Source organism: Tsukamurella tyrosinosolvens (assembly GCF_900104775.1).
In the GTDB taxonomy this organism is placed as follows: Bacteria; Actinomycetota; Actinomycetes; order Mycobacteriales; family Mycobacteriaceae; genus Tsukamurella; species Tsukamurella tyrosinosolvens.
Genome location: NZ_FNSA01000003.1, coordinates 3,546,166 through 3,558,978 on the forward strand (window position 1 = coordinate 3,546,166; position 12,813 = coordinate 3,558,978).

At 70.7% G+C, this 12,813-nt stretch carries 11 protein-coding genes; 4 read left to right on the forward strand and 7 right to left on the reverse strand.

All coding sequences use genetic code 11. The features are described from left to right. Positions 1 to 27 precede the first annotated feature (27 nt). From BLW32_RS19575 to BLW32_RS19595, 5 genes are all read right to left on the reverse strand, one after another. Positions 28 to 1,026 carry a sulfate/molybdate ABC transporter ATP-binding protein gene (locus tag BLW32_RS19575; protein WP_068521311.1) on the reverse strand — a complete coding sequence of 333 codons (999 nt, stop codon included), beginning with the start codon at positions 1,024 to 1,026 and terminating at the stop codon, positions 28 to 30. Further along, positions 1,016 to 1,834 (reverse strand): sulfate ABC transporter permease subunit CysW, encoded by an 819-nt coding sequence (gene cysW, locus BLW32_RS19580; protein WP_068521313.1) that lies wholly within the window; start codon positions 1,832 to 1,834, stop codon positions 1,016 to 1,018. Before cysW ends, BLW32_RS19575 begins: the two co-directional genes overlap by 11 nt. A gap of 58 nt (positions 1,835 to 1,892) precedes the next feature. Next, positions 1,893 to 2,687 (reverse strand): sulfate ABC transporter permease subunit CysT, encoded by a 795-nt coding sequence (cysT, locus tag BLW32_RS19585; RefSeq protein WP_068521315.1) that lies wholly within the window; start codon positions 2,685 to 2,687, stop codon positions 1,893 to 1,895. Continuing rightward, positions 2,687 to 3,781: a sulfate ABC transporter substrate-binding protein gene (locus BLW32_RS19590; protein ID WP_068521317.1), complete on the reverse strand. Its 1,095-nt coding sequence runs from the start codon at positions 3,779 to 3,781 to the stop codon at positions 2,687 to 2,689. Before BLW32_RS19590 ends, cysT begins: the two co-directional genes overlap by 1 nt. Before the next feature lie 155 nt (positions 3,782 to 3,936). Beyond that, entirely contained in the window at positions 3,937 to 4,173 is a 237-nt protein-coding gene (locus BLW32_RS19595; RefSeq protein WP_068626876.1) for a hypothetical protein, read from the reverse strand. A gap of 154 nt (positions 4,174 to 4,327) precedes the next feature. On the opposite strand from BLW32_RS19595, the gene BLW32_RS19600 reads away from it, so the two are divergent. The 3 genes from BLW32_RS19600 (at position 4,328) to BLW32_RS19610 (ending at position 9,574) form a co-directional block, all read left to right on the forward strand. Beyond that, the gene (locus tag BLW32_RS19600; protein ID WP_102103345.1) at positions 4,328 to 6,274 is read left to right on the forward strand and encodes a glycoside hydrolase family 15 protein; all 1,947 of its coding nucleotides are present in this window, start codon (positions 4,328 to 4,330) and stop codon (positions 6,272 to 6,274) included. Positions 6,275 to 6,292: 18 nt separating this feature from the next. Next, positions 6,293 to 9,328, forward strand: a complete 3,036-nt coding sequence (locus BLW32_RS19605; protein ID WP_068739336.1) for an alpha-mannosidase — start codon at positions 6,293 to 6,295, stop codon at positions 9,326 to 9,328. Between the two features lie 66 nt (positions 9,329 to 9,394). Next, positions 9,395 to 9,574, forward strand: coding sequence for a hypothetical protein (locus BLW32_RS19610; protein WP_068521323.1), 180 nt, complete (start codon positions 9,395 to 9,397; stop codon positions 9,572 to 9,574). 54 nt (positions 9,575 to 9,628) lie between these two features. Here the strand turns inward: BLW32_RS19610 and BLW32_RS19615 are convergent, their stop codons facing one another. After that, the gene (locus tag BLW32_RS19615; RefSeq protein ID WP_068739338.1) at positions 9,629 to 10,048 is read right to left on the reverse strand and encodes a DUF1761 domain-containing protein; all 420 of its coding nucleotides are present in this window, start codon (positions 10,046 to 10,048) and stop codon (positions 9,629 to 9,631) included. Positions 10,049 to 10,101: 53 nt separating this feature from the next. Between BLW32_RS19615 and BLW32_RS19620 the strand changes: the two genes are divergently transcribed. Further along, positions 10,102 to 10,746 carry a winged helix-turn-helix transcriptional regulator gene (locus BLW32_RS19620; protein WP_068739339.1) on the forward strand — a complete coding sequence of 215 codons (645 nt, stop codon included), beginning with the start codon at positions 10,102 to 10,104 and terminating at the stop codon, positions 10,744 to 10,746. On the opposite strand, the gene BLW32_RS19625 is transcribed toward BLW32_RS19620, so the two are convergent. Then, positions 10,740 to 12,782 (reverse strand): HNH endonuclease signature motif containing protein, encoded by a 2,043-nt coding sequence (locus BLW32_RS19625; protein WP_082791169.1) that lies wholly within the window; start codon positions 12,780 to 12,782, stop codon positions 10,740 to 10,742. The genes BLW32_RS19620 and BLW32_RS19625 overlap by 7 nt on opposite strands. Positions 12,783 to 12,813: the final 31 nt, after the last annotated feature.

Consider the following 12,813-nt stretch of genomic DNA (forward strand, 5'->3'; position numbering starts at 1 on the left):
CCGGCAACAGTACCGGCGCGCACAACCCTATTTCGGCGCCGCGATCTCCGGCACGTGCGTGGCGCGGACGTACACGGAATCGCCCTCCGACAGGTCCAGCGCGGTGGCGTCGCCGCGGGTGATCTGCGCCTGGAAGCGCTCCCCCGTCGCGGCGTTCTTCAGCTCGACGCGCACCTCGAAGCCGAGGTAGACCACGCGCTCGACCTCGGCGCGCAGGACGCCCGCCTCCTCGGAGGTGAGGCCGCCGGCGCGGGCCAGCTCGGGCGTGCGGCCCACGCGGATGTCGTGCGGGCGGACCAGGACGCCGTTGAGCCGCGCCACGGAGCCGAGGAACGACATGACGAACTCGGTCTCCGGGCGGTCGTAGACGTCCGCGGGCGTGCCGACCTGCTCGATCCGGCCCTTGTTGAGCACCGCGATCCGGTCGGCGATGTCGAGCGCCTCCTGCTGGTCGTGCGTCACGATCACCGTGGTCACGTGTACCTCGTCGTGCAGGCGGCGCAGCCAGGACCGCAGTTCGTCGCGGACCTTGGCGTCGAGCGCGCCGAAGGGCTCGTCGAGCAGGAGCACCTGCGGGTCGACGGCCAGCGCGCGGGCGAGCGCCATGCGCTGGCGCTGACCGCCCGACAGCTGCGCCGGGTAGCGCGACTGGAAGCCGGTGAGCCCCACGACGTCGAGCAGGTCGTCGACCTTGGCCTTCACCTTGGCCGCCGGGAGCTTGCGGATCTTGAGCCCGAAGGCGACGTTCTCGCGCACCGTCATGTGCTTGAACGCCGCGTAGTGCTGGAAGACGAAGCCGATGTCGCGCTGCTGCGGTGTCGCGTGCGTGACGTCGACACCGTTGATCTCGACGAGGCCCGAGTCGAGCCGGTCGAGGCCCGCGATCGAGCGCAGCAGCGTCGACTTGCCGGACCCGGAGGGCCCGAGCAACGCGGTCAGCGACCCGTCGGGGATCTCCAGGGAGACGTCGTCGAGGGCCGCGAAGTCGCCGTAGCGCTTGTTGGCTCCCACCACGTTAATCGTCATCGCGGTTCCTCCTGCGGGTCGCTTCGAGCAGGGACATCACCACCAGCGCGACGAGCGCCAGCAGCATGAGCAGCGTCGCGGCGGCGTACGCCCCGAAGGTGTTGTAGTCGTCGTGGTTGCGCGAGCTCACCAGCAGGGTGAGCGTCTGCGAGATGCCGGGGAAGTTGGACGAGACCATGAGCACGGCGCCGTACTCGCCGAGCGCGCGGGCGATCGTCAGCACCACGCCGTAGGTCAGGCCCCAGCGGATCGCCGGCAGCGTGATCCGCCAGAACGTCTGCCAGGCGCTGGCGCCGAGGGTCGCGGCGGCCTGCTCCTGGTCCTGCCCGATCTCGTGCAGCACCGGCTCCACCTCGCGCACCACGAAGGGCAGCGTCACGAAGGTCGTGGCCAGCACCATGCCGGGCAGCCCGAAGATGATCCGGAAGCCGAGCGATTCGATGCCGCCGAACCAGCCGCCCACGCCCCACAGCATGATGAGCGCGACACCCACGACGACCGGCGAGACGGCGAAGGGCAGGTCGACCGCGGCCTGCAGCGCGCCCTTGCCCCGGAACTTCCCGCGCGCCAGGGCCAGCGCGACGAGGACGCCGAAGATCACGTTCAGCGGCACCACGATCGCGACGATGAGCAGCGAGAGCTGCAGCGCCGAGATCGCGGCCGGGGTGGTGATCCACGCCCAGAACTCGCCGAAGCCGCGCTCGAACGAGCGGTACAGGATCACGCCGATGGGCAGGACCAGCAGCACCAGCAGGTACAGCAGCGCGACGGACCGGAGGCTCAGCACCGTCTTCCTGGAGAGATTCACTCGCTGTCCTCCTCGCTGCGCTTGCCGGGGCCACGGCGGGAGGCCGTCACGTCGCCGGTCATTCGCTGTTCTCCTCCCGCTTGGCGGTCCTACTACCGACGAACCGCATCACCGCCAGCAGTACGAAAGCGATGGCGAGCAGTGCCACGGACACCGCGGACGCGGCCACCTGGTTGTCGACCTCGAGCTGCTGCTGGATGTACTGCGAAGCGACCTGCGTCTCGCCGGGGACGTTACCGCCGACGAGGACCACGGAGCCGAACTCGCCGATCGCGCGCGTGAAGGCGAGGCCCGCACCGGAGAGGATGGCGGGCAGCAGGGTGGGGATGACGATCTTCGCGACGATGACCCGGTTGGGCGCGCCGAGGGAGGCCGCGGCCTCCTCGACCTCACGGTCGAGCTCGATGAGCACCGGCTGCACCTGCCGGACGACGAAGGGCAGCGTCACGAAGGCCAGCGCGATGACGATGGCCGGCTGGGTCGCGTTGAGCGTCAGCCCGATGGGGCTGTCGGGCCCGTACAGCGAGAGCAGCACGATCGACGCGACGATCGTCGGCAGCGCGAAGGGCAGGTCGATGAGCGCGTTGACCACGCCCTTGCCGGGGAAGTCGTCGCGCACCAGCACCCAGGCGATGACGGTGCCCATGACGACGTTGATCAGCGTCACGAGCAGCGAGACCCACACGGTGATGACCAGCGTGGAGACGGCGTTCTTCGCGGTGAGCGCCTCCCAGAAGCCCGACCAGCCGTGGTCGAAGGCCTTGGTGGTGATCGCCGCGATCGGCAGCAGCACGATCAGCGAGATCCACAGCCACGCGACGCCGATGCGCAGCGGGTTGACGAGGCGCCGCATCACTTGCCGCCGTTCTTGTACGCCGCGGCGATCGTGCCCTTGTCGCCGAACAGCGCCGCGTCGACGGCCGGCCACCCGGTGAGGTCCTTGCCGTTGTTCTTCGCGGCGGTGCCCTTGCCGAGCACGGCACCGAGCTCGTCGACGGTCCACAGCCGCTGCGGCTGCGCCGGGAACTGGTGCGCGGTCTCGGCGGCGATCGCCGGGTCGCCCGCCCGGAAGCCCGACCGCGGGATCGCGCGCTGCGCCTCGGGCGAGAACAGGAAGCCGACGAAGCGCTTCGCCGCCTCAGGGGACTGCGCGGTGTTCACGACGGCCACCGGGAGGTCGATCCGGAAGGACTGCGGCGGGATGAAGTACTCGGGCCTGGGCTTGCCCTCCTTCTCGCTCTGCCGCTGCAGGAGCACGGCCTCGCTCTCGTAGCTGAGCAGCACGTCGCCCTGCCCCGATTCGAACGCGGACGTGGCGTCGCGGCCGGAGCCGGGGCTGACCGTCGTGTGATCGCGGATGAGCTCCTTGACGAAGGCCAGCCCCTTCTCGGGTTCCTGGCCGCCGTTCGACAGCGCCGCGTACGGCGCGAGGAGATTCCACTTCGCCGAGCCGGAACTCGCCGGGTTCGGCGTGACCACCTCGACGCCGGGCTTGAGCAGGTCCGCCCAGTCGTGGATGCCCTTGGGGTTCCCGGGGCGGACGACGACGGCGACGAGGGAGGTGAAGGGCACGGACCGCCGCGGGTAGGCCTTCTCCCAGTCCTTGTCGATGAGCCCGGCCTTGACGATGCGGGTCACGTCGGGCGCGACGGACATGTTCACCACGTCGGCGGGAACGTGCCGCGCGACCTTGCGGGACTGGTCGCCGGACGCGCCGTAGGACTGCGAGAAGCCCACGTCGGGGTTGGTCTCGCGGAACAGCGGGATGGCCACGTCGAAGGCGGGCTTGGGCGCCGCGAAGGCGACCAGGTTCACCCGCTTGTCGCCGCTGGAGATGTCGACGCCGTGCGGGTCATCGGTGGAGCCGCCCCCGCACGCCGTGAGCAGCACGGTCAGGGCGACCGCGACGATGCTCACAGCACGGCCGCGGAGGCTGGGTCGGATCACGTCTCGCCGTTCTCCTCGGGACAAGGTCAGGCGAGAATCCTACGGAGCGCCGTCAGCGCAGCAGGGCCCACGCGACCACGAGGAGCACCAGCAGCGCGATCAACGCGAGCGTCACCTTCGACTTGGGCACGAGGGCCCGCCATCCGCCGCCTGTCTCAGACACTCTCGTCATTCCCTTCTCCGGCACGCTGACCTGCGACATCGGTGCGACCGGAGCGCTCGAGGCGAGCGTCCAGCGCGTCGGCGACGCGATCGATGAGAGCGCTGAGGACGCGCACCACCAGCATTGCGATCACTGCGAGTACAACCATCACGAGGCTGACCTGCAGGACGTAGGGCAGCCCGGTGAGCCACAGCTCCACCGAGTCCCACCACTGCGCGATCGCATGCACCCGACCAGCCTAGCGACCGCCGTGCGCGAACCCACCGCCGTGCCTCATCATGGTGTGCATGCCAGCGAAGAACGACGCCCCGACTCCCGCCGCGTCCGGCCCCGGCGAGCCCGCCGCGTCCGACACCGGCGCACCCGACGCATCCGGCCCGGACGTGCTCGGCCTCGACGCGCTCGTCACCGACGCACCGTCGATCGGCGACGCCGTCTTCCCGCCCATCCACGACTACGCCTTCCTCTCGGACTGCGAGAACACGTGCCTGATCGCACGCGACGGCAGCGTCGAGTGGATGTGCATCCCCCGCCCTGACTCCCCCAGCGTCTTCGGCGCGATCCTGGACCGCGGCGCCGGTTCCTTCCGTCTCGGGCCGTACGGCGTCAAGGTCCCCGTCGACCGCCGGTACCTGCCGGGCAGCCTCATGCTGGAGACCACGTGGCAGACCTCGACGGGCTGGCTCATCGTGCGCGACGCGCTCGTGATGGGCCCGTGGCACGACACGAGCACCCGGTCCCGCACGCACCGTCGGACCCCGACGGACTGGGACGCCGAGCACATCCTGCTCCGCACCGCGCGGTGCGTGTCCGGCACCGTCGAGCTGCAGCTCAACTGCGAGCCGGCCTTCGACTACCACCGGGCCGGCTGCGAGTGGACCTACTCGGCCGACGGTTACGGCGAGGCCGTCGCGCGGGCCCGCACGGACTTCGGCGCGAACCCGGAGCTCAAGCTCACCACGAACATGCGGCTGGGACTGGAGGGCCGGGAGGCCCGGGCGCACACCCGGCTCAAGGAGGGCGACGAGGTCTTCGTCGCCCTGTCCTGGAGCAAGCACCCGGTGCCCCAGACCTACCCCGAGGCGACGCAGAAGATGTGGGCGACCGCGGAGTCCTGGCGCCAGTGGATCAACCGCGGCCAGTTCCCCGATCACCCGTGGCGCACCTACCTGCAGCGGTCGGCGCTCACCCTCAAGGGCCTGACGTACTCCCCCACGGGCGCGCTGCTCGCCGCCTCCACCACCTCGCTCCCGGAGACGCCGGGCGGCGTGCGGAACTGGGACTACCGCTACGCCTGGGTGCGCGACTCCACGTTCGCGCTGTGGGGCCTGTACACGCTGGGCCTCGACCGGGAGGCCGAGGACTTCTTCTCCTTCATCGCCGACGTCTCCGGCGCCAACAACGGCGAGCGCCACCCGCTGCAGGTCATGTACGGGGTCGGCGGCGAGCGCACCCTCCTCGAGGAGGAGCTCGGTCACCTCTCCGGGTACGACGGTGCGCGGCCCGTCCGGATCGGCAACGGGGCGTTCGACCAGCGCCAGCACGACATCTGGGGCACGATGCTGGACTCGGTGTACCTGAACACCAAGTCCTCCGAGCGGATCCCGGAGACGCTGTGGCCGGTGCTCAAGGAGCAGGTCGAGGAGGCGCTCAAGCACTGGCGCGAGCCCGACCGCGGCATCTGGGAGGTACGCGGCGAGCCGCAGCACTTCACCAGCTCCAAGGTCATGTGCTGGGTCGCGCTGGACCGCGGGGCCAAGCTCGCGGCGATGCACGGGGAGGACGACTACGCCCGCGAGTGGGCGGAGAAGGCCGAGGTCATCAAGGCCGACATCCTCGAGCACGGCGTCGACGATCGCGGCGTCTTCACCCAGCGCTACGGCTCGCCCGCGCTCGACGCCTCCCTGCTGCTGGTGCCGCTGCTGCGGTTCCTGCCGTCCGACGACCCGCGGGTCCGGGCGACGGTGCTCGCCATCGCCGATGAGCTCACCGAGGACGGCCTCGTGCTGCGCTACCGCGTGGAGGAGACCGACGACGGCCTGCACGGCGAGGAGGGCACGTTCACGATCTGCTCGTTCTGGCTGGTCTCGGCGCTGGTCGAGATCGGCGAGGTCACCCGGGCGCGGGCGCTGTGCGAGCGGCTGCTGGCGTACTCGTCGCCGCTGAAGCTGTACGCGGAGGAGATCGACCCGAAGTCGGGCAAGCACCTCGGGAACTTCCCGCAGGCGTTCACCCACCTGGCGCTGATCAACGCGGTGGTGCACGTGATCCGGGCCGAGGAGTCGGGCCACGACGCGTCCGCGTTCCTTCCCGCACATCACACGCCCTGACGGCAGTAGCGTGCAGGCATGCACGACGACCGGCGGCTGACCGAAGAGCGGCTCGACAGGTTCACCCGGGAGTTCCTGAACGGGGCGGTGTACTCGCACTGCGCCCCGGTCACCGTCACCGCGTGGGCCGCCCCGGGCGAGCCGGTGCCCTTCGCCGAGGCGGTGGCGCAGGACTTCACCCCGATCGCCGCCGGCACCCCCTGGGGCGCACCGTGGTCCACGCTGTGGCTCCACGTGACCGGGGCGCCGCCGCCGGACTGGTCGGGCGCAGACGGTGCGCTCGAGCTCCGCGTCGAGCTCGGTTTCACCGGCGGCCCCGGCTTCAACGCCGAGGCGCTCGTGTACCGCGCGGACGGCACCGTCGTGAAGGGGATCTCACCGTTCAACGCGTACGTGCCGCTGGAGCCCGGTGCGCCGGTGGACCTGTACATCGAGGCCGCCGCGAACCCCGACTTGGGCGGCGACTTCGTCTCCCCCACGCATCTCGGTGATCGGGAGACGGCGGGCGACGGTCCGCTGTACCGGCTGGGCACGATCGACCTCGCGCTGCGCGATGTGACGGTGTGGGAGCTGCAGCAGGACATCTGGACGCTGAACGGCCTGATGCACGAGCTGCCGTTCGACCTGCCCCGACGGCACGAGGTGCTCCGCGCCCTGGAGCGGATGCTCGATGCGGTGGACCCGCACGACGTCGCCGGCACCGCGGCGGAGGGCAGGGCGGCGCTGGCGCCCGCGCTCGCCTCGCCGGCCCACGGGTCGGCGCACCGGATCACGGCGGTCGGCCACGCGCACATCGATTCCGCGTGGCTGTGGCCCGTCCGCGAGACGGCCCGCAAGTGCGCGCGGACCTTCGCGAACGTCGTGGACCTCATGGACCGCGATCCCTCGTTCCGCTTCGCCTGTTCGTCGGCGCAGCAGTTCGCGTGGGTGCGTGATCGGTATCCGGAGCTGTTCGGGCGGATCAAGGACCACGTCGCGGCCGGCCGGTTCGTGCCGGTCGGCGGCATGTGGGTCGAGGCCGACACCAACATGCCCGGCGGCGAGGCGATGGCCCGCCAGTTCGTCATGGGCAAGCGGTTCTTCCTGCACGAGTTCGGGATCGACACCCCGGAGGCGTGGCTCCCCGACTCCTTCGGCTACTCCGCGGCGATGCCGCAGATCGTCGCCGCGGCGGGCTCGCGGTACTTCCTCACGCAGAAGCTGTCGTGGAACCAGACCAACCTGATGCCGCACTCGACCTTCCTCTGGGAGGGCATCGACGGCACGGCGCTGTTCACGCACTTCCCGCCCGTCGACAAGTACAACTCGGACCTGTCCGGCGCGGATCTCGCTCGGGCGCAGAAGAACTACCGCGAGCAGGGCGCGGGCACGCGCTCGCTCGTCCCGTTCGGGTGGGGCGACGGTGGCGGCGGCCCCACCCGGGAGATGCTCGCCGCCGCGGCGCGCACCGCCTCGCTCGAGGGCTCACCCACCGTCGAGATCGCCTCGCCCGCCGAGTTCTTCGACGCCGCCGCCGCGGAGCTAGCGCACCCGCCGCGCTGGGTGGGTGAGCTGTACCTGGAGTTCCATCGCGGCACCTACACCTCGCAGGCGAACACCAAGCAGGGCAACCGTCGCAGCGAACACCTACTGCGGGAGGCCGAGCTGTGGGCGGCGACCGCCGCCGTACGCACCGGATTCGCCTACCCGGCGGAGGAACTCGAGGAGATCTGGCACCTCGTGCTGCTCCAGCAGTTCCACGACATCCTCCCGGGCAGTTCGATCGCGTGGGTGCACAAGGACGCGGAGCGGAACTACGCCGCGGTGGCGCGGCGGCTCGAACGGATCATCGCGGCGGCCCTGGAGGCGCTGGCGGGCAGCGACTCCCGGACACCGCAGGTCGCGGATGCCGGCGAGCGCCGACTGGTGTTCAACGCCGCGCCGCACGCCCGCGACGGAGTTCCCGCCCTGGGCGCGGTGGTGGTCGATGCGCCCGGGTCCGTACAACCCGCCCCCGAGGGTTCGGGCTTCCGGCTGGACAACGGCGTGGTGTCGGCGCTGATCGACGCGCGCGGCCTGCTGGTCTCGCTCGTCGACGCCGCGACCGGCCGGGAGGCGATGGCGGCGCCCGGCAACCTCCTGCAGCTGCACCGCGACATCCCGAACCACTGGGAGGCGTGGGACATCGACTCGTTCTACCGCCGCGACGTCACGGACCTCGTCGACGTGGAATCGGTCGCTGTCGACGGCGACGCCGTGGTCGTGCGCCGCGCCTTCGGCGACTCGATGATCGTCCAGCGGATCTCGCTGCGCGCGGGCTCCCCCGCCCTCGACATCGTGAGCGACATCGACTGGCACGAGCGGCAGAAGCTGCTCAAGCTCGCCTTCCCGCTGGACGTGTCGGCCGACCGCAGCGCCGCGGAGACCCAGTTCGGCCACGTGTTCCGGCCGACGCACGCCAACACGTCGTGGGACGCCGCGAAGTTCGAGATCTGCGCGCACCGCTGGGTGCACGTGGGCGAGCCGGACTACGGCGTCGCCGTCGCGAACGACTCCACGTACGGCCACGACATCACCCGGCTCACCGCCGATTCCGGCGGCGCAGCGCCCGGCACCGCACCATCGGGCACCTCCGGCACCGTCGTGCGGCTCTCGCTGCTGCGCGCGCCCCGCTACCCCGATCCCGAGGCCGATCAGGGTCCGCACCGCCTCGCCGTGTCGGTCCGGCCGGGCGCGACGATCGGCGACGCCGTGGAGGAGGGCTACCGCCGCAACCTCGCGCCGCGCACGGTGCCCGGCGTGGTCGCGGCGGTCGCCCCGCTCGTCACCGTCGACCACCCGGGCGTGATCGTGGAGGCGGTCAAGCTCGCGGAGGACGGCAGCGGTGACGTCGTCGTGCGCCTCTACGAGTCCCGCGGCACCCGCGCGGCCGCGACCGTCCATGCCGACTTCGAGCACGACTCCGTCGTCCGCACCGACCTGTTGGAGCGCCCGCTCGCCGATCCCGAGCGGACGAGTGAGACGCGACTCACGTTGCGCCCCTTTCAGATCGTCACGCTGCGCTTCCGCCGCTGACGTGTTCAGCATCACCTCGATCACCGTCCCGCGCGGTGATAGCTTGAAGGTTCATCACTATCAACCGTGATCCTTCGAACCAAGGAGGTCGAGATGCTCAGCGTGCTGGCATTGATCGCATTCGTCGTCTTCCTCGTCTGGCTGACGAGCGACCGGAACGGCCTGGACTTCCGCGCCCGGGACATCCATCGCGCCGTCGCCGACCGGGAGAGCCGCACCGACCCGCGCGGCGTGATCGTCTCCTGACGCGGAAGAAAGACGCCAGCGGCCGGGCCCGTCCGGCCCGGCTGCTGCGGGCGACTACTGGAGCAGCCCGATGGTCAGCCCCATGCCCACGAACAGCACCAGCTGATACGCGCAGTTGATCACGGTCAGCCGCGTGGGTTTCATCTCGAAGCCGTTGTGCTGCGCCAGCGTCGAGACCGAGAAGCCCGCCCACGCCGCCGCCCCGACCGCGACACCGAGCCATGGGGAATCGCTGTCGAAGAAGCCGGCCGCGAGCGAGTCCGCCGCCGCCAGGCCGATCGCCGTCAAGACCAGCGAGGCAACGAAGATCACCATCGGCCCCTTGCCCGCACCGGCCGAGATCTCTTTCGTGACACCGGTCAGCTTGCGCCACGTCCCGCCCACGAGCCCCCAGTCGCTGTACCAGACGAAGGCGATCACGAACCCGACGACCGTCGCCGCGAGTACCGCGAGCCAGCTGATGGTCATGTCCATGGGAATCGCTCCTCGGTCGCGCCATCCTGCGTATCGACTTGATACAATCAAGCATGGTTGAAAAAGTCAATCGCTCGGCGCCGGCCCGCTCGTACGGTCAGTTCTGCGCGCTCGCGCGCTCGCTGGACGTGATCGGCGACCGATGGACCCTCCTGATCGTCCGCGAGCTGCTGCCCAGGGCGATGCGGTACGGCGAGCTGAAGACCTCGCTCGCGGGAATCGCGACGAACCTCTTGGCGGACCGACTGCGCAGCCTCGAAGCGAACGGGATCGTCGAGCGCCACCTCGACGGTGCGGGTGTGGTCTATCGACTCACGCCGTGGGGCGCGGAGCTCCGCGAGCCGATGGAGGCGCTCGGGCGGTGGGGAATCCCCCTCCTAGCCTCAGGACGCGGCGACGACGCGTTCCAGCCGCGCTGGCTCACACTCGCCGTCCCGGCACTGCTCCGAGGCCGCACCGCGTCGCCGAGCGTCGAGGTCGGGATCGAGACCGAGGGATTCCTCATGCTCGTCCGCATCGATGAGACCGGCCCGTCGGCGGTTGTACCGGCGGAGCGACCCGGCACGGTGCTGAGCGCCTCGCCGGATGTCGTCGTCGGCCTCGCGACCGGCACGGTCTCGGTCGAGGAGGCGATCGCGCAGGGTGGGCTCGACGGTGATCCGTCTCCGCTGCGAGCGGTGTTCCGGGCGGGTCAGTAGGGCGGCGGACCGTCGAACGACGGTGCGCGGCGCGGTCGCGGCACACCGAGGGCGGCGACGAGACCGTCTTCGAACTCGCTCAGGGGTGCGCAGTGTCGGGACCGCTCCGCTTCCATCGTCGCAATATTCCGGCGGCGCAGCCTCTCTCGGCGCGCGTGCTCGCGCTGCAGGCGAGTTCGTACGCCGGCAGCGGCTTCCGCACGCGGCGAAATCGCACGCTCGGGGACGATCCACTCGACGCGTGCGAGGTCCGGAAAGAGTTCCAGGACGACGCCGTGCGGATCGACGATGTAGCGCCGGCCGTCCGGCGAGGCCCACAGGATCCGCCCATCATTCAACCTCGCGTCGATCCACTGGCCCGCGGTCTTCAGCTGGTGATGGGCGACGCACAGCGGCTGGATCTGGTCCGCCGTCGTCCCACCTCCCAACTCCGGGGCGCGGTGGTCGTACTCGCGACGATGATCGATCTGCGCCCGCGACGCGGGGCGGTTGCAGAAGGGGAACACGCAGCGCGGAAACAACAGCCGCAGGTACCGGCGCAGGTCCGCCGATGGCCGGTACCCGGCGCTGCCGCGCGCCCGCACCACCGCACCGCCTCGCGATGCGCGGCTGGTCGTTTCCGACGGGCCGGGGCCTCCCACATCGCTCGATCCGATGTCCATCCGCCGGCCACCCGGTGGCGGAGCGCCGGCGGGACCGGTATCCGGGCCTCGGTCTCCATCGGGCGGTGAGCCTCCGGCCGGCCCGGGATCGTCGGGCTCGGGATCATCAGGGCCATCGCCCGCAGGCCCGCCCCACGGCCCGGAGTGCCCCTCGATGCGGGCGACGATCTCGGCGAAGGTGAACGCGATGTCGTGCGTCGCACGCGTGGAACCCGCGTCGTCCACCGCAGTCAACGACGGCTCGGCACCGACGTCGGGCGCGAGCGTCTCCGAGGAGTCGGCGATCCGCCGCCCGAACGGCCGGACCTTCGCGTCGTCCCGTGCGGCGAGTTCGCGCGCGTGAGCGCCGGTGATCGGCCCGTGCCCCACCAGATACGCGAACCCGCTCGCATCGCCGGCCCCCTCCGCCTCGCTGCCGCCACCTGCGACATCGGTGGTCGTATCCGCAGGGTCGGCGAGGTCCCTCTCGTTCACCACCACGTTGATCATCGTGATGAAGCGGGTGATCACGCCGTCGGCATCCGGTTCGCCCTGGTAGCGAGCTTCGCGGTACCTGCATTCCGCTGTCTCGCACTGGCACCCGAGCGTGGAGTAACCGCGGGTGAGCTGCATCAGACCATCGGCGTATCGCTGGGGCAGCGTCCGCGGATCCTCCGCGCACACGGTGCCTGCGATGTAGTCCACCCGCGTCGACAGTTCGGCAGTGTCCTGCGCCGGCAGGAGCGCGAACGCCGCCGCCATCCCGTCCTCCTCGGGGCGGAACGTGACCCGGCGGTCCTGCTCGGCCGCCCGACGGCGCCGCTCCACCGCCTCGGGATCGATCTGATCCACCACCAGGTCGGCGGCCTCGCGCAGCGCAGGGAGCGCGAGCACTTCGTACTGCCGAGTCAGGCGCTCCGCGAGGCGCCCGTCGAAGACCCGCACCTGTTCCGCACTGAGCACGCGCGAACGCGTCAACGCGACCTCTCCGGCCTTCGGCGAGATCACGCCCTCGCCGATCAGCGAGAGTATCCGCGGGATGCGCTCCACGAGGCCGACCGCGACCTCGATCGCGTGCGCGGCGGCGGACGGCCCCACGCGCATAGCTGTGGAGGCCTGTGCCTCCAGCGCCTCCGCCGCAGCGGAGAGCCGACGCCGCGCCTGCACCGCTTCCACATAATCGCCCGGCTGCGCCAGGTACTCGGCCTCGTCGTCCGCGTACATCACCCGGTGCAGCGCGTACACGGTGGTCATGGTGCGACAGAAGGCACGATTCTCACTCCGCCGTTGTTCGAACAGAACCTGGGCCACCGCGCACGGGTCGACACCAGCAGCGGCGAGCCCCTGAGGGATAATATCCCCAGGTAGATCGAGCAACGCCGACGGAATGGCCATAGCCCCATTCTACGCCCGTATTTGCGATAGC

What these genes read in the sequence shown, in the direction of transcription:
- BLW32_RS19615 (WP_068739338.1), bottom strand. Translation starts at nt 10,048, where the DNA reads ATGGACATGACCATCAGCTGGCTCGCGGTACTCGCGGCGACGGTCGTC.
- BLW32_RS19625 (WP_082791169.1), bottom strand. Translation starts at nt 12,782, where the DNA reads ATGGCCATTCCGTCGGCGTTGCTCGATCTACCTGGGGATATTATCCCT.
- BLW32_RS19605 (WP_068739336.1), top strand. Translation starts at nt 6,293, where the DNA reads ATGCACGACGACCGGCGGCTGACCGAAGAGCGGCTCGACAGGTTCACC.
- cysT (WP_068521315.1), bottom strand. Translation starts at nt 2,687, where the DNA reads ATGCGGCGCCTCGTCAACCCGCTGCGCATCGGCGTCGCGTGGCTGTGG.
- BLW32_RS19620 (WP_068739339.1), top strand. Translation starts at nt 10,102, where the DNA reads ATGGTTGAAAAAGTCAATCGCTCGGCGCCGGCCCGCTCGTACGGTCAG.
- BLW32_RS19575 (WP_068521311.1), bottom strand. Translation starts at nt 1,026, where the DNA reads ATGACGATTAACGTGGTGGGAGCCAACAAGCGCTACGGCGACTTCGCG.